Source organism: Sporosarcina sp. P25 (assembly GCF_002743235.1).
Lineage (GTDB): Bacteria > Bacillota > Bacilli > Bacillales_A > Planococcaceae > Sporosarcina > Sporosarcina ureae_B.
Genome location: NZ_PDYV01000010.1, coordinates 98,414 through 114,922 on the forward strand (window position 1 = coordinate 98,414; position 16,509 = coordinate 114,922).

General features: G+C 40.1%; 21 protein-coding genes. 13 read left to right on the plus strand and 8 right to left on the minus strand.

Translation table 11 applies throughout. The annotated features are described in order from the left end of the window. The first annotated feature begins 126 nt into the window (after positions 1-126). From hisA to rlmN, 7 genes are all read left to right on the plus strand, one after another. A complete protein-coding gene (hisA, locus tag CSV70_RS10470) occupies positions 127-852 on the plus strand; it encodes a 1-(5-phosphoribosyl)-5-[(5-phosphoribosylamino)methylideneamino]imidazole-4-carboxamide isomerase (protein ID WP_099627088.1) in 726 nt (241 codons plus the stop codon). Then, entirely contained in the window at positions 839-1,603 is a 765-nt protein-coding gene (hisF, locus tag CSV70_RS10475) for an imidazole glycerol phosphate synthase subunit HisF (RefSeq protein ID WP_099628727.1), read from the plus strand. The genes hisA and hisF overlap by 14 nt, the downstream gene beginning before the upstream one ends. Then, a complete protein-coding gene (gene hisIE / locus CSV70_RS10480) occupies positions 1,596-2,246 on the plus strand; it encodes a bifunctional phosphoribosyl-AMP cyclohydrolase/phosphoribosyl-ATP diphosphatase HisIE (protein WP_099628783.1) in 651 nt (216 codons plus the stop codon). Before hisF ends, hisIE begins: the two co-directional genes overlap by 8 nt. After that, entirely contained in the window at positions 2,239-3,300 is a 1,062-nt protein-coding gene (gene hisC / locus CSV70_RS10485; RefSeq protein WP_085131326.1) for a histidinol-phosphate transaminase, read from the plus strand. Before hisIE ends, hisC begins: the two co-directional genes overlap by 8 nt. Before the next feature lie 218 nt (positions 3,301-3,518). Beyond that, on the plus strand, positions 3,519-4,871 hold the full coding sequence (locus tag CSV70_RS10490) for a cyclic 2,3-diphosphoglycerate synthase (RefSeq protein ID WP_085131325.1): 1,353 nt from the start codon (positions 3,519-3,521) through the stop codon (positions 4,869-4,871). Positions 4,872-4,968: 97 nt separating this feature from the next. Further along, positions 4,969-5,151 (plus strand): hypothetical protein, encoded by a 183-nt coding sequence (locus tag CSV70_RS10495; RefSeq protein WP_085131324.1) that lies wholly within the window; start codon positions 4,969-4,971, stop codon positions 5,149-5,151. Between the two features lie 80 nt (positions 5,152-5,231). Continuing rightward, complete coding sequence (rlmN, locus tag CSV70_RS10500) at positions 5,232-6,308, plus strand: dual-specificity RNA methyltransferase RlmN (RefSeq protein ID WP_085131323.1); 1,077 nt, start codon at positions 5,232-5,234, stop codon at positions 6,306-6,308. A 15-nt stretch (positions 6,309-6,323) separates the two neighbouring features. On the opposite strand, the gene CSV70_RS10505 is transcribed toward rlmN, so the two are convergent. From CSV70_RS10505 to CSV70_RS10520, 4 genes are all read right to left on the minus strand, one after another. Next, a complete protein-coding gene (locus CSV70_RS10505) occupies positions 6,324-6,689 on the minus strand; it encodes a hypothetical protein (protein ID WP_143560413.1) in 366 nt (121 codons plus the stop codon). 62 nt (positions 6,690-6,751) lie between these two features. Then, positions 6,752-7,315, minus strand: coding sequence for an SCO family protein (locus CSV70_RS10510; protein WP_085131321.1), 564 nt, complete (start codon positions 7,313-7,315; stop codon positions 6,752-6,754). Positions 7,316-7,321: 6 nt separating this feature from the next. Beyond that, the gene (locus CSV70_RS10515; protein WP_099628728.1) at positions 7,322-8,716 is read right to left on the minus strand and encodes a sensor histidine kinase; all 1,395 of its coding nucleotides are present in this window, start codon (positions 8,714-8,716) and stop codon (positions 7,322-7,324) included. Further along, positions 8,713-9,390, minus strand: a complete 678-nt coding sequence (locus tag CSV70_RS10520) for a response regulator transcription factor (protein WP_369822355.1) — start codon at positions 9,388-9,390, stop codon at positions 8,713-8,715. Before CSV70_RS10520 ends, CSV70_RS10515 begins: the two co-directional genes overlap by 4 nt. 158 nt (positions 9,391-9,548) lie before the next feature. Here CSV70_RS10520 and CSV70_RS10525 point away from each other — a divergent pair, with 158 nt between their 5' ends. The 4 genes from CSV70_RS10525 to CSV70_RS10540 all read left to right on the plus strand — a co-directional run bounded on the left by CSV70_RS10525 (position 9,549) and on the right by CSV70_RS10540 (position 12,115). Continuing rightward, positions 9,549-10,298, plus strand: a complete 750-nt coding sequence (locus CSV70_RS10525; protein WP_085131318.1) for a FixH family protein — start codon at positions 9,549-9,551, stop codon at positions 10,296-10,298. Between the two features lie 122 nt (positions 10,299-10,420). Beyond that, positions 10,421-10,753: an ASCH domain-containing protein gene (locus CSV70_RS10530; RefSeq protein WP_085131317.1), complete on the plus strand. Its 333-nt coding sequence runs from the start codon at positions 10,421-10,423 to the stop codon at positions 10,751-10,753. Positions 10,754-10,761: 8 nt separating this feature from the next. Continuing rightward, positions 10,762-11,202, plus strand: a complete 441-nt coding sequence (locus CSV70_RS10535; protein WP_085131316.1) for a hypothetical protein — start codon at positions 10,762-10,764, stop codon at positions 11,200-11,202. Positions 11,203-11,329: 127 nt separating this feature from the next. Then, the gene (locus CSV70_RS10540; protein ID WP_099628730.1) at positions 11,330-12,115 is read left to right on the plus strand and encodes a MetQ/NlpA family ABC transporter substrate-binding protein; all 786 of its coding nucleotides are present in this window, start codon (positions 11,330-11,332) and stop codon (positions 12,113-12,115) included. Between the two features lie 51 nt (positions 12,116-12,166). Here CSV70_RS10540 and yfkAB read toward each other — a convergent pair whose 3' ends face one another. After that, positions 12,167-13,270 carry a radical SAM/CxCxxxxC motif protein YfkAB gene (gene yfkAB, locus CSV70_RS10545; protein WP_099628731.1) on the minus strand — a complete coding sequence of 368 codons (1,104 nt, stop codon included), beginning with the start codon at positions 13,268-13,270 and terminating at the stop codon, positions 12,167-12,169. Positions 13,271-13,291: 21 nt separating this feature from the next. Continuing rightward, positions 13,292-14,266 carry an SEC-C metal-binding domain-containing protein gene (locus CSV70_RS10550; RefSeq protein ID WP_099628732.1) on the minus strand — a complete coding sequence of 325 codons (975 nt, stop codon included), beginning with the start codon at positions 14,264-14,266 and terminating at the stop codon, positions 13,292-13,294. A gap of 430 nt (positions 14,267-14,696) precedes the next feature. Between CSV70_RS10550 and CSV70_RS10555 the strand changes: the two genes are divergently transcribed. Then, positions 14,697-15,074: a PH domain-containing protein gene (locus tag CSV70_RS10555; RefSeq protein WP_085131312.1), complete on the plus strand. Its 378-nt coding sequence runs from the start codon at positions 14,697-14,699 to the stop codon at positions 15,072-15,074. 52 nt (positions 15,075-15,126) lie between these two features. Here CSV70_RS10555 and CSV70_RS16765 read toward each other — a convergent pair whose 3' ends face one another. Next, positions 15,127-15,255 carry a hypothetical protein gene (locus CSV70_RS16765; RefSeq protein ID WP_255397430.1) on the minus strand — a complete coding sequence of 43 codons (129 nt, stop codon included), beginning with the start codon at positions 15,253-15,255 and terminating at the stop codon, positions 15,127-15,129. Between the two features lie 83 nt (positions 15,256-15,338). On the opposite strand from CSV70_RS16765, the gene CSV70_RS10560 reads away from it, so the two are divergent. After that, complete coding sequence (locus CSV70_RS10560) at positions 15,339-15,857, plus strand: hypothetical protein (RefSeq protein ID WP_085131311.1); 519 nt, start codon at positions 15,339-15,341, stop codon at positions 15,855-15,857. 194 nt (positions 15,858-16,051) lie between these two features. Here the strand turns inward: CSV70_RS10560 and CSV70_RS10565 are convergent, their stop codons facing one another. Next, positions 16,052-16,369, minus strand: coding sequence for a DUF3784 domain-containing protein (locus CSV70_RS10565; RefSeq protein ID WP_233191804.1), 318 nt, complete (start codon positions 16,367-16,369; stop codon positions 16,052-16,054). Positions 16,370-16,509: the final 140 nt, after the last annotated feature.

A 16,509-nucleotide genomic window follows, 5' to 3' on the forward strand; every position in this document is an offset into this window, starting at 1 on the left:
ACGGAGGGCGGCGACTCCCGCGGGATAAGCATGAGTCTTGAGACCCCGCAGGAAAGCGTCTGCCCGTAGTGCAGATCAACGGCGCCAATGCACTACCCAAACTTCATTTATTAGGAGGACTAGTTGATGATTTTATTCCCAGCAATCGACATTAGAGACGGCAAATGTGTTCGCCTTATCCAAGGTGACTACGCACAAGAAATAATCTATAACGACTCACCAACAAACATGGCACAAGAATGGCAAAACCAAGGAGCCGAGTACATCCATGTCGTAGACTTAGATGGCGCAAAAACAGGGAACTCTGCTAACAAAAAAGCTATCGAAGCTATTGCTAAGGCAGTTAGCATACCCGTTCAAGTAGGTGGCGGAATCCGCAACATGGATATCGTTGACTCGCATATCGAAAATGGTGTCGCACGTGTCATTATCGGTACTGCAGCTATTCAAGATCCTGAATTCTTAAAAAAGGCCGTTGAAAAATACGGTGACAAAATTGCGGTCTCAATCGACGCGCGTAATGGCTTAGTTGCAACTGACGGTTGGACAGAAACAAGTGACGTCAAGGCAGTTGATTTATTGCAGGACTTAGCGGAAATTGGTGTTAGAACAGTTGTCTATACGGACATCATGAAAGACGGCATGCTCCAGGGACCAAACTTTGAAGAACTGAAAATAATGGATGACGCATCTTCAATAGATATCATTGCTTCAGGTGGTGTATCGACAGAAGAGGATATTCAGAAACTCGCTGCTGAAGATATGTACGGTGCTATTATTGGGAAAGCATTATACGAAGGCAATCTATCCTTAAAAAAACTATTGGGGGACGACAGTCATGTCAACAACTAAAAAGATCATTCCATGTTTAGACGTAGATAATCGTAGAGTTGTAAAAGGAAAGAAATTTCTAGACGTTCAGGAAGTAGCAGATCCCCTTACATTAGCAAAAAAGTATGTTGCTGATGGCGCAGATGAACTCGTATTCTATGATATTTCTGCATCGACGAAAAACCGTGGTATGTTCCTCGATTTAATTGAGGAAATTGCAAAAGAAGTGCCGATTCCATTCATCGTAGGCGGAGGAATTCGTACGCTCGAAGATGTGGACAAAGTATTTGAACTGGGTGGTAATAAAATATCTATTAATAGTGCAGCTTTGACGAATCCGGAACTAATCAAAGAAGTAGCGGATAAATACGGATCAGAGCGTGTAATGTTATCGATGGATGTTCGTCAAGAAGGCGAAAACAAGTGGTCGGTTTATGCAAAAGGTGGTATGGAAGAAACAGGGATTGATGCGATCGAATGGGCGAAGAAAATGGCAGCACTTGGCGCTGGTGAGCTGGTCGTCAATAGTGTGGACGAAGATGGAGTGAAAGATGGGTATAATCTTGCACTCAACCGCGCCATGGCTGAAGCTGTCAATATTCCAATCATCGCAAGTGGTGGTGCAGGAAAACCTGAACACTTTAAAGATGTACTAACAGAAGGAAAAGCAGATGCAGCTCTAGCCGCATCCGTATTCCACTTCAATGAAATCAATATTCGAGACTTAAAAAAATATTTAGCAGAAGAAAATATTGCAGTTAGGAATGACTAAAATGACACTAGATATCCATGCATTAAAATTTGATGACAAAGGTCTAATTCCAGCGGTTGTACAAGACGATCGCACAGGGGAAGTCCTCATGCTTGCCTATATGAACAAAGAATCAATTGAAAAGACGTTGGAAACAAATGAAACGTGGTTTTATAGCCGTTCAAGACAAGAACTTTGGAATAAAGGCGCAACCTCCGGAAATACACAGCAAGTGCAACGTATTTCAGTAGACTGCGATCAAGACACATTGTTAGTCCAAGTTATGCCACAAGGTCCTGCATGTCACACTGGCGAAAAAACATGCTTCTTTACAACGGTAACCGAAAAAGAAGAATCATTACGTGAAGTTGTCTATGAAGTAATCGATGAAATCGCAGATCGCAAAGCCAATCCGATAGATGGCTCGTACACAACGTATTTATTCAAAGAAGGTATCGACAAAGTATTGAAAAAAGTCGGGGAGGAATCTACGGAAGTCGTAATCGGCGCAAAAAATGCAGATAAAGAAGAAGTGTCCAATGAAATTGCAGATCTGGTCTACCATACGCTTGTATTAATGAATATTCTTGATGTTGATCTAACGGATATTCAGCAAGTGTTACGTGAAAGACGACCAAAAAAGGAAGTGCCGCGCAATGAGTAGGTTTCTGAGCACAGTTGCACGCCGTACAGAACCATATGTACCAGGTGAGCAGTTGAATCAGCCAGATATCATTAAGTTAAATACGAATGAAAATCCGTATCCACCAAGTCCTAAAGTGTTAGAAGCCATTTCAGAGGAATTGAACGGCAACACATTGCAACGCTATCCTTCACCAACTGTAGATCCGTTGCGTCACGCAATAGCGGAGACATATGGACTGACGAAAGACCATGTCTTTGTCGGTAATGGCTCTGACGAAGTGCTAGCATTTTCATTCATGGCATTTTTCGAGCCGGGAAAGACCATTAAATTTCCTGAAATCAGCTATAGCTTTTATCCGGTCTATTCCAAGCTATTTAATATTGCATTCGAAAAAGTCCCATTAAATGCTGATTTCACATTACCCAAAAAGCAGTTCTATAACTCACCAGGCGGCGTCATTCTACCAAATCCGAATGCGCCGACAAGTATTTATGCTGAGTTGGATGTCATTGAAGATATTTTGCGTAACAACCAAGATCAAGTAGTTATTATCGATGAAGCATATATCGATTTTGCAGGTCCATCTGCGATGAAACTGATTGATCGCTATCCAAATTTACTTGTGATTCAAACCACGTCTAAATCTCGTGCGCTCGCTGGATTACGTGTCGGATTCGCCCTTGGACAACCAGAATTGATTGCAGGATTGACGCGCATTAAAGACTCCTTCAACTCATACACGATTGATCGTTTAGCTATGGCGGGAGCTACTGCCGCATTTGTCGATCATGCATACTTTTCGGAAAGTACGAATAAAATCATTCGCACACGTGAATCTACAGTCCATACATTAATAGAATTAGGATTTGAAGTTCTGCCTTCCGATGCAAACTTCGTCTTTGTAAAGCCTTTACACAAGGATGCAAAAGTCTTATATCAACAATTAAAAGACCGCGGAATTTTAGTCCGTCACTTTGATCAAGCGGATATTCGTGATTATTTACGTATATCGATCGGTACTGAAGAACAGATGAACATACTATTTGAAGTGCTGAAGCAACTTACTAAATGAATAAATTACTCAAAAGCCATTCGATACTGAATGGCTTTTTTGTTTCATAAATGTATAGAAAGAAGTATAGATCGTTGCTATAGTAGCTTTTTAGACAATATATGGCGCATGAAAGATGTATATGTATACAAATTCATGTATTTTTAAGTTTTTCTATTGTATTTTTATACACGTTGACTTATAATAATAAAAAGAAGCTTGATTGGAGAGATAAATTTATGAAAACTAAAAATATAATTATTATTGGTGCAGCAGGAAGAGACTTCCACAATTTCAATACATACTACCGTGGTAAAGAGGAATACAATGTCGTGGCATTTACAGCAACGCAAATCCCAGATATCGATGGACGTAAATATCCGACTGAATTAGCGGGTGAATTGTATCCCGAAGGAATCCCTATCTATTCTCAAGATCAGTTACCTGAGTTGATCAAAGAACTAGAAGTAGATGAATGTGTATTCTCTTATAGTGACCTTAGTTACGAAAAAGTCATGGGAATTGGTGCGATTGTAAACTCAGCAGGTGCTAACTTTACTTTACTTGGATCAAAAGCTACGATGATCAAAAGTAATAAACCAGTTATTTCTGTTTGTGCAGTTAGAACGGGAACAGGGAAGAGTCAGACATCACGTAAAATTATCGAAACATTGCTCGAGCATGATTTGAAAGTAGTAGCTATTCGTCATCCAATGCCTTATGGCGACTTAGCTGAACAACGTGTACAGCGTTACGCAACTGTAGAAGATTTCAAAAAACATAAATGTACAATTGAAGAAATGGAAGAATACGAGCCACACGTTGATCGTGGAAATATCATCTATGCAGGTGTAGATTACCAGGATATTCTAGACGCTGCTGAAAATGATCCAGACGGCTGTGACGTAATCCTCTGGGATGGTGGAAACAACGACTTTTCATTCTATGAGCCGGACTTGGCGATCACAGTTCTTGATCCACACCGCCCAGGACATGAGTTGAAATATTATCCAGGTGAAGTGTGCTTGCGTACAACAGATGTATCCATTATTAACAAAATTGATAGTGCGTCAGAAGAAGCAATTCAAACGGTCGAAAATAATATTAAATTTGCGGCACCGAACAGTACAATTATTAAAGCAGAATCAAAAATCTCTGTAGATAATCCTGAAATCATCAAAGGCAAACGCGTGCTAATTGTTGAAGATGGTCCGACACTGACTCACGGTGAAATGAAACTGGGTGCTGGTGTGATTGCAGCACAACGTCTTGGCGCAGCTGAAATTGTTGACCCGCGTCCATTTGCAGTAGGTAGCTTGATCACTACATTCGATAAGTATCAGCACATCGAAAATATCTTACCGGCAATGGGCTACGGCGAAGAGCAGTTAAAAGATTTGGAAGCAACGATCAATGCAGCTGATGTAGATGCAGTCATTATTGGTACACCTATGGATCTTTCACGTGTGATTAATATCAATAAGCCATGCACGCGTGTCTATTATGATTTGGATGAAATCGGCACGCCAAATCTTGAAACAGTGCTAGCAGATTTCATCAAAAAGCATAAACTGACTACAACAAATGTGTAAGAATAGATAACTTATCGAGCACTTGCCCCGGATGGAAATTCGGTTGCAGGTGCTTTTTTCTGATATACTATGTATAGGAAAGTAAGGGGGTAGTAACTTGTTTAATTCAAAAATTATCGATCTTATCATAGGTGTAGTGATGGCATACTTTGCATATGACCGAATCGCTACAGGGCATACCGGTATGGGGATCTTTTTTGCCGTACTCGCAGCATTGAATCTTTTGGCGTTTTTCATGAAGCTCAGAACGGACAAAGATGTCCAGCAAAAACAATTATAAATCTAATCAGTTGTTCCTTTTACTACAATCTTGTAGTATAATAAAAAGATTGTAATTTTTGAAATGAGGCTAGAAATCACATGAAAAAATCGATATATGGTTTGACAATCGAACAATTGACAGACTTTCTTATAGAAAACGGACAAAAAAAGTATCGTGCAGCACAAGTTTGGGATTGGCTCTATAAAAAACGTGTCTTATCATTTGATGAAATGAATAATATTAATCAAGAGACAATTGATTTATTGAATGAAAACTTCTCGATTCAGACACTTGAGCAAAACGTTAAGCAAGTTTCACAAGATGGCACAGTGAAATTCCTGTTTAAAATGCATGACGGCAACTTGATTGAAACGGTTTTGATGAAATTCCCTTATGGCCATTCTGTTTGTGTCACAACACAAGTCGGATGTAATATCGGTTGCAGTTTCTGTGCAAGCGGACTTTTGCGCAAAAATCGCGATCTCGATGCAGGAGAAATCGTGGGTCAAATCATGAAAGTGCAAGAGCATCTTGATGGTAAGGGCGAAGATGAGCGAGTAAGTCATATTGTAGTCATGGGAATAGGCGAACCATTCGACAACTATACGAATCTGATGAATTTCCTTCATGTCGTAAACGATCAAAAAGGTTTATCAATTGGCGCGCGTCATATTACGGTTTCAACAAGTGGTTTGACGGAGAAAATCAAAGACTTCGCAGATGAAAAACTACAAGTGAACTTGGCGGTTTCATTACATGCGCCGAATAATGAGTTACGTTCATCTATCATGAAGATCAACAAAGCTTTTCCTATTGAAAAATTGATGGATTCAATCAACTATTATTTGGAAAAAACGAATCGTCGCATCACATTTGAATATATTTTATTGCGTGACGTGAATGACCACGTAAAAGAAGCGGAAGAGTTGGGTCGATTGCTTGCGGATAAGCGTCACCTTTCATACGTCAACCTGATTCCGTACAATCCAGTAGATGAACATGGCCAGTATCAGCGGAGTGAACCGGAAGCGATTAAGTCGTTCTACGAAGCGCTTAGACGCAAAGGTATAAACGGTGGAGTACGTCTTGAGAATGGTACCGATATCGATGCTGCATGCGGTCAACTACGAAGCAAACAAATCAAAAAAACAAAAAAACAACCGGTCGGAGAATAATTCTCCAACCGGTTTTTAGTTTTTGCGAGCTAACTTTACAATAAACTGTACAATAATGGAGATGGCTAGTCCGAAAGATGAAATAATGAACAAAGATAAAATCCCGATTGCCTCCGAGAATTCATTATCCATCATCAGGAAGCTGCGGAACATCTCGGCAAATGCTAGAACAAGAACGACCATGAACATTTTGAATGCAATGGATAGCTCATAGAATAATAAAAGGGAGCTGACAATGCCGACCATTAGGCCGAACACTGCAAACGTCAAATAGTTATTGACAACTAAGTCATGTCCAAGGACTGTCCGTACGCCTAAAATGAGTAGAACAAATGAACTCAATGCAGTAAAAAAACCGGCTTTCCAATAACGAGAATCCAACACGTACACCTGCTTTCCTATCCTAGTATAACGGAATGGACGAAATCCGTCACGCACCCCGGCTATTTTTTCATGCGTTTTAAATCGGCCAATAATTCTTCTTTATAAGATTCATTTGAGAAATTATATTCTTTAAGAATATAGCCTTCCGAATCCAGTAAATAAAAATTCGTGCCATGGACAACTTGAGTAGATGATTCATGCTTCAGTACAAAAGTCTGGAACTCTTCACGCGCAAATGCTTCGAACTCTAATTGCGTGTAGCCCGTCAGCAAATGCCAGTTGGATTCATCATCAGTGAAGTTTGAGATATAGTCTTTCAATACTGCAGGTGTATCGCTTTCAGGATCTACAGAAAACGAAATGAAGTTCATTTCGATATCCCGAGCTTTCAATTCAGCTTGTAGTTTTGCCATCTCACTCGTCAATGTCGGACATACGGTTGTACAATTCGTGAAGATGAAGTCTGCAATCCAGGGTGAACCAGAAAGCTCCTTGGAACTAAATGGTTGATTATGCTGATCCGTAAAGGTGAATTCCCGGACTTGTTTCCCACGTTCAAGTGGTTCACTGCAACCACTGACGAATACTATGAGCAACAACATAAAAGGAATCAAACGTTTCAACTTCTTTCACTCCTTTCGCATTTGCTCTGGCAATTCAATCACCACAATGGTTTCGGTTGTTTCATTGGAAATCGTGAATGTCCCTTCATGTAACCGCACAATTTCTTTGACAATCGACAGGCCAAGCCCAGTGCCACCTGTTGTGCGAGTTCTTGCTTTATCGGTACGGAAAAAACGTTCTCCAATCTGATCTACGTCTTCGTCTCCGATGGTCACGCCGTCATTCGCGATGCGGTATTGTACACCGTGTTTACTAGCCATAAGATGAATAGATATAGATTGTTCAGCGTATTTTACAGCATTATCGATCGTATTATAAAAAACTTGTTGTAATCGTTTAGGATCGCCTTCCAAAATCAATTCCTCATCAATTGATGTGCGCAACTGAATATCTTTATCCTGTAACCGGATCACAAATAATTCCAATGTATCCAACAGTAATTGCGCGATCGCAATCGGTTCAGTTTCCAATGTGTACACATCCTGCTCTAAATGATTCAGCTCGACTAAATCATGTATGAGCTTCTTCAGGCGTTCAGTTTCTTTCTCGATGGTTGATAAGTATTGTTTTACATCATCAGGAGACGAGTCGATTTTATCGCGAGAAAGCTGCGCGTAGCCACTAATATACGTCAAAGGTGTCCTAAGCTCATGTACAATATTTGATGTGAAATCTTTCTTACGCTGATCTTGTTCTTCAAGAGAACGGCTCATTGAATCGAATGCAGTCGCTAGTTTTCCTATTTCATCTGTCCGTCCTGTATTGAGTCGATTCGAATAATCACCTTTAGATACTTCTTCCGAATAGGTCTGCAATGTTTGTAACGGTTCGAATAACGAACGCCATACACGTTGCAAAAACAAAAATAGAACAATGAAGAAAATACTGCCTACAAGTAACATAATCGGAAGACTGTCATGGAACACATCTTGGATTGCAGCGAGCGGAACATATATATAAATGAAGCCGATCAGTCCGTTTTCTCCTTTAATAGGGAAAATCCCACCGAAGATTTCACGTTTCAGTTCATCCACGTAGCCTTCTTTCATAACAGGCTTACCCGTTTCTAGTATTTTCTCGTCGCTTTCATTGACGAGTGATTGATAATCGATTTGATAAGGGAAATAGGACGTTAAATCATCAAGACGATCTACGACGATGATTTCATACTCCGACACGATGTTATACCATTGAATTTTTTCGATGATCGAATCACTTAGCTCACCATAATGATAATGAGAAGCTGTTCGATTCCCTTGATACATGATCGACTCTTTAATCTGTTCTTTATATAAGTCGGTATACAAGTAATGAATGAAGAAGAATGAAAACAATATGGTACAGGTGATGCTGCCTAGAAAAACAATCATCATTTTTTTGCTTAGATTCAAATTATTCATTCAGTGTCCTCTAACTTGTAGCCGATCCCCCATACCGTTTCAATCATTTTACCTGCGTCTCCTAGTTTTAGACGAAGTGTTTTGATATGTGTATCGATTGTACGCTCGCTACTCTGGTGATCGTCACCCCAGACCAATTCAAGTAATTGTTCACGGGAATATGCACGTCCTTTATGTTTGACTAGCAACAAAAGCAAGCCAAATTCCTTCAAAGTTAGACTTAAAGTTTCTCCGTTGAGCTGTGCGGTATACGAGTCTTCATTAATGGTAAGTGGACCTGCTTGTAATACTAAAGGATCGGGATTATGGCGGTATGTTCTGCGTAAGACGGCTTCGATTCGCGCCACAAGTTCTCTTGGTAAGAAAGGCTTGACGATATAGTCGTCACCACCAAGCTTCAAACCTTGTACTTTATCCCATTCCTCGCCCCGTGCAGATAGGAAAATCAGAGGAATTGTGGAAGTACGTTTCATCTCTTCTGCAAATGTAAACCCATCCATATAGGGCATCATCACATCGACTATGCATAAATCTATAGAATGTTGCTTAACGATCGACAAAGCTTGTAAACCGTCACTGGCTTCTATTACGGTATATCCTGCATCTTCCAGAATCACACGAATTAACTCACGCATTTGCGGTTCATCATCAATGACTAATAATTGGTAACCCAATTCAATACGCCTCATTTCATAAAATCTCTACAATCTAATTTTCCAGAAAAGATGTGAAATCCACATGAAGTTTCAATAAGTTGTCGAAACTTCATTGAAATTTCGTAATCATATTTTATAATCATAACAGCTAAACGAATAGATAGGAGAATGAAAAGATGAAACGTTTTGGAATGTTTGCAATGAGCACGGCTTTGATTGGTATACTCGCTGGATGTGGTCAAGATGATAAGGTACCGACGGAAGCTGTTTTACCTGACCCAATTGAAGTAGAACTTACAGTACCTGAAAAGGGAAATGTCAATGAACCGGTGACCATTACTACACACGTAACACAAGGTGAAGAAAACGTAGATGACGCATCAGAAGTGGAGTATGAAATCTGGGAAGAAGGTAAGAAAGAAGACAGCATTCACGTAGAAACAACTAATGATAAAGAAGGTATTTATTCAGCGGAAAATACATTTGAGTCAGATGGTATATATCACGTACAGGTTCACGTGACTGCGCGCGGAATGCATGTCATGCCTGAAAAGCAAATTCAAATCGGAGATGCTAGTGATCAATCAGATGGACACGAAAGTGCGCAAGAAGATCCATCCCATGAACATGGCGCTGAAGTAGAAGGACTTTCTCTTCACTTCATGCAACCTGAGTCAGCAAAAGCAGCGACAGATACAGAGTTGATGACACATGCGCAGCTTGATGGCGAAGCAATAAAGGCACAAGTCCGCTATGAAATCATTTCTGCAGAGAAAGAAACCACATGGGTAGATACGGATGAATCCAAGCCGGGTGAATATACAGCGAACTATCAATTCCCTAAAGCAGGCAACTATCAAGTAATTATCCATATCGAAAATGAAGAAATACACGAGCATGAAGAACATACTGTAGAAGTAAAATAACTGCCCTCCCTCGTCACTTCGGTGAGGAGGGTATTTTAATGGGAAGTAAAAGCTGTAATTCATTGTTGAAAAAGGTTACACTAGGGTAAGTGAAAGATTAACCAACCAAGAGGAGTGTTAGCATGACAAATTATCCAAAAAAAACTTGTTCGATTGAAAGACTTGTAACCATTCCAGAAGACGTACAAAAAGTACTTAACGGTGAAAAGTGGGCTACTAGACGTAATGGTGTCTATGCATACCCCGGCGAAATTATGACGTTAGAAGGCAAAGAGTACAAGATTGAGAAGTTGTATGAACAAACACTCGGAGAACTAACAGAAGAAGATGCCAAATCTGAAGGTCATGAAACAGTTGAAGAATATAAACAGGCGATGTTGTCGATCCACGACAAAATGCCTTGGCTTCCTAAAATGAAAGTTTGGGTGCACGAATATAGCCCAATTCAGAAATAATCTTTTAAATGAACTTTTATTACGGAGCGATTGTCTTTGCACACGTAGTATCCGCTATAATTTCAGTAGGACCATTATTTCTCCTGCTGCCATTAATACGCCGGCTGCGCACTGCTAAAGCAGAAGCAGAAGACATCTATCTGGCGTTTATCCGAGTCATTATCCGACTCGTTATGCATGCAGGTCATGTGCTTGTTGTGTCCGGGATCTTATTAATTCTATTTGGTCCATGGCCATGGCACACATCGTGGGTTATTCTCACAATAGGCGTCATGTTGCTGTCTGGATTCTTCTTGGCAACTGGTTTCTCCTCTGTATTGAAAAGATTCCATGAACCAAGCAATGACAGAGAAGCAGTAGTCAATAAATTGCAACGCACTGCCTGGATCTATATTGGATTGCTGATGGTGATGCTTTGGCTTATGGTACAAAAACCGGCAGTCTGGTAAAATTACATAGCGAGCAAAAAGATGTGTACACTGTTGCACATCTTTTTAATTGCAAGATTTGATTTGACAGTAAAAATCACAGCGAATATGATGAAGATAGCAGTTTTTTGAAAGGAACGATTTGAAGATGAAAATGAAAGTACTCGGTCTGATGACGATCTTTGGGTTGCTATTGACAGCGTGCAGTCCAACCAGCGGCAATGAAACAATAAAGATTGGCACGACAGCAGGAATTTATGCAAAAGTCATCGACCAGGCACTAAAACCGGCACTTGAAGAGCAAGGTTACAAAGTTGAAGTCGAATCGTACGTAGATTTAATTGAACCGAATAAAGCGTTGGCTGATGGCGAAATAGATGCCAACATCAACCAACAACAAATTAATCTTCAACAGTTTAACGAAGAATATGATTTGCCGATAGTAGCATTGACGGAAGTTCCGAGTGTGGGTCTTGGCTTATACTCCAACTCGTTGACGTCGATGGATGATATTCCAAATGGTTCATGGGTTACTATTCCAAATGATGAACTAGGCACGGCAAGAGCCCTTCGTTTCCTTGAACAGCAGGGGTTAATTTCATTAGATCCAAAAGCACCAACTTATGCGGTTACAGAAAAACAAATTGACAGTAATCCGAAAAACCTGAACATCCAGCCCATCTTGATTGCTCAGCTGATCCCATCAATGGCAAGCGGTGATTTGGCAATTATTCCGGACAATTATATTATGGTCAATGAAATGGAATTGGACGATGCTCTTGCGCACGAACAGCTAGGTGAAGAGTTGCAATATATCGTTGCGGTCAGAGACGAAGACCGTGAGAAGGATTTTGCACTAGCAATTAAAGAAGCAGTAGCATCAGAAAAATTCCAAGAAGCTATTGATGAACATTTCCAAGGCTTCGGAAAATAAAAACCACGTATGGACTCAACTATGAGCCATACGTGGTTTTTCTCATCTATATTATTGTTGCTGTCGCTTCAAAAAGTCTACATCTGGGTAATAGGCATCTTTCACAAGTAAATTCGGTCCAAGACAACGCACAGCAGGACAGTGACAGTTGACACTTTTCGCTAATGGATGCTGTTGCCATTTATCGTATAAATCGACCAAATGATCGGTTTGAATATTTCCAAGTGGCGGAACATCTCCGAAATCGGTCACGATTACATCTCCAGTAAACATATTGACATTCAACCGGGAACGCCCATCTGGATCATTTCGTACAGTGACATTTTCACTTGCCGCAAGTTTCGTAAATAATTCTTGGTCTCTTGCATCGCTACTGCAATTATAAAATGGCAATGTTCCAAATAGCATCCAAGTTTGCGGATCACGGTAGGTTAGCAAATCGAACATCGCGTTACGTGTTTCGTCCAATGTGAGCACATCCAATGAAGAAGCGAAATCGCTAGGGTACATAGGATGTATTTCATGGCGTCCACATTTCATTTCATGGACGATTTGTTCGTGAATCGTCTGTAAATGAGGCAATGTTCGGCGATTCAGCATAGTCTCCGCTGATACCATAACACCCATTTCAGACAATGCTCGGCTGTTTTCAATCATACGTACGAATTGTGCTGCACGACGTTCACGTGGTGGCTTGCGTTCCATCCGGGCGAATCCACCATCGATGAAATCATCGACTGTACCCCAATTATGTGAAATATGCAGGACATTCAGATACGGTGCAATTAATTCATATCTTTCAAAAGGCATAGTAAGGTTTGAATTCATCTGCGTCTGAATGCCGCGCGCATGCGCATACTGCAGTAGCGGTACGACATACTGCTCGACGGATTTCTTCGAGAACATCGGCTCGCCACCTGTTAAACTAATCGTTCGCAACTGCGGAATTTCATCCAATCTTTGCAGCAACAGTTCGATTGGTAGTGCTTGTGGATCTTTCGGTTGTAGCATATATCCAACCGCGCAATGTTCACAACGCATATTGCATAAATATGTCGTCGTGAATTCTATGCTTGATAGGACCTGTTTACCGTGTAGATCTACATCTTGATACGCTTCCCATGCATCTGATAGACGGGAATGTGATATTACCATGGTCGTAACTCCTTATTTCAATTAATTTTTGTCGCTAGCATATTCTGCTAAATCCTTCGCGTATTTACTCATCGAAGAAGTAGAAACATCGAATGCTTCTGCGATCTCTTTTAGTGTCATTTCAAGCGGCGTGAAATAATTATGGTCTTGACCATAACGGATTGCGCCTGCCGCAATCGCTAGTTTCTTACGTGCCTTTGGCTGTTCATCTACTAAGAAATCTTCAAGCACTTCAAGCAAAGCCTTCGATTCTCGGTCATGTTGCTGTAAAAATGCATTAGCTGACTCTATAACGCCTGCTTCAAATTCGGTAAACTCATCTCCGGTATAGCCACTCTCACCAAGCGCGATCCAGAATTTCATGATGGATTCTTTTAGTGAAGGGTTTTCTGTATCCGCAAGTGTTTTAGCAAACTGTTTGATTGCTTCCGTATGATCAGTCGGGAAGAAGATCAAACTGGATACTGCTAGATAATTCCCTTCAGACGTACCATCGGAAAGTATGAAGCAATAGAAGTGCACACCTACTGGAACAGGTTTATCACTTTCTTTCCACAATTCAATCGTCTCATCACCTAGGATACTTGTAGCTGTTAAATATGTATCCCCGACAGCTGTTACTTCACCGATAAATACACGTGGCTCTGACCATCTATCAAGTAACTCAAGAATAGATGGGCGAACGTGTTTTTTCTTCTGTTTTGCAACATAGTCATCCCAAATATCTCTCCGCTGATGGAAGAAAAATTCATCAAGCGCAATCGTTTCAATCATTTCTTGTGGTAAATAACTATTCAAGGAAGACTTCCATGTATTAGCAAATTCCACGAACGCCGGTATATCTGGTCGCTGAGGATGAATATCATAAAATGTTTGCAATAAGTGCTCCATTTCATCTGTCAACAAATCTTCAACAGTCACCGCATCTTTTCGTTCACAGCACTTTTTATATTTCTTACCACTGCCACATGGGCATGGGTCATTACGTCCAACCATTAAAACACTTCCCTTTTTAAAATTACTACATATCTAAGTGTACCAAACGAGGAGCGAGTTCGCATGATATTTAATTAGCGAAACGAAGTTGGAAAATTTAAAACCACTCATTGAATCATCTAGATCCAAAGAGTGGTCCATTACATATAATTAGCGATCCAATCTCTTGATAAATTGCATGACTTCATCAGCGGAAGACAGTGAAAAAAGTTCTACCTAATTCTTCAAAACTTTTCATAGAAAAAGCCTGTTTGATTTTCAATGAAATAGCTTTTTACTTATTCTATCCAATTCCACTGTGACATGGTAAACTATTCAGACTGCATACATTCGCATGATGTAGAAGTAATTACTATCACAAAGTATGAAGGGATTTCTAAGTGTGTGGTAATGTTGAGGGCAAAACTATATCGAAAAGGGGAATACATGCATGGGACTATTTGATGCGCTTTTAGGAAATGCTTCCGTCGTAAACAATGAAGACGTGAAGAAAGAACTGCACTTGATTTTAGCAGATGGCGAAGAAGTGGAAGCGGCTTTTAAGCTCGTACGCGATTTAATCGTATTTACGAAAACGCGATTAATTCTAGTTGATAAGCAAGGCATGACAGGAAAGAAAGTGGATTACCATTCAGTGCCTTTTAAAAGCATCTCTCATTATAGTGTAGAAACTGCAGGTACATTTGATATGGATGCAGAATTAAAAATCTGGATATCAAGTTCACAGACTCCGCAGATTGAAAAACAGTTTAGAAAAGATAAAGCTATTTATGATATTCAAAAAATATTAGCAACGGTTTGTGTTTAATTTACATCTTAAATAAGGAAGTGGTACTTTCCGTGAAAGTACCACTTTACCACTATTTCCTTTTGGGTGATGTACTATTCTCATACGCAACAAGTGTCACACCTAATTTTTCCTCCAAGTGATTCAGTGCATGTAAATCCTCGGTGCTTAATTCTGCAATCGACGCATCTTTGTTTGTCATATACATAACTTCCTCTCCCAGTTTGCACATATGGTGGCTAGATTGTTTTAAAATATACATACGAGATATAAGGAGGCCAGGCCATGTACGATCCAACTGTATTCGAAAACTTAAAAGTTGCATTTGAGAACCATGTGTATGATTTGGATAACTTGGAACAAGCAGTACATATCTTAAATCGTAAAGATCAATTGGATTTAGCGGTGATGGCAAGGGAATTTACAATTCGTTTTGCAAAAGTTGGCTATCCGTCAGTCATCGTGGATCTTACGCTGAATTCATCACTTAAGGAGTTGGCGAATGAAATACTGGAAGTTGAAAATGCAGAGCCGGGCTGTACGCTCACATTACTCGTTCGCACTTTCATTCAAGATGTAGATAGCGAATGTGAAGAAATCGCGAGTATCCTTCGTGCTGTATGGGAAAACGATATTAGTTACACGCAAACACTCAGCTTCCGTCATGAGCAAACAGAGCAAGGGTTCATGAATCGGATCCACATTCATTTCAAACCGAAATTAACTGAAGATCATATGGGAGAAATCGGTGCATTCCTAAATAGTGTACTGGACATGATGGAGCAAATTGGAGAAGTTTCGTAATGAAAGAAAAAACGCATCCTGTTACGGAGCGTTTTCAAATACTGTGATACTATTGTTTGTTTAAAAGCCCAAATATAAACTAAACTATTATCGCTTAGATGACGCGGTACCACCGCAGAGCATACAAAGAAGCGGTATGCCTATAACTTCAATCTCGTAAATGCCACGTCTTCTACCAGTATTCAACACCTACCTCATTTTTTAAATCGATTTCCTGTATTCGCATAGATCAATGCAAAACCGAGTACGGCCACGAAAAGTGATAGTCCCACTATGAAATATATATCTTCCTCCAGCAGTTCACTTACTGCGAACAGTCCGACACAAAAACTTAAAGCGAACATAATTTTCGCCATAAATTTGCATAACGCACGTTCATTAATCTGCATCTTTTTCTTCATGGACATCGTATTGTATCCCGAAAGCATAGATGCGCCTTTACCTTGCCAAAGTGCGATACCGTACACAATAAATGCAAGTAGAATGATGACATCTAGTAGCAAGCCGACCATAATCATTCCTCGTTTCATAAAAAAATAGAGGCTGGGACAAAACCCTCCTCTAATTGAAAAAGAACGAACCCTATGAAACTTGTCGGGTCCGTTCTTTTTTTGTATTGGATTTTTATGTTTTAGGAAGAAAAAAAGGATAC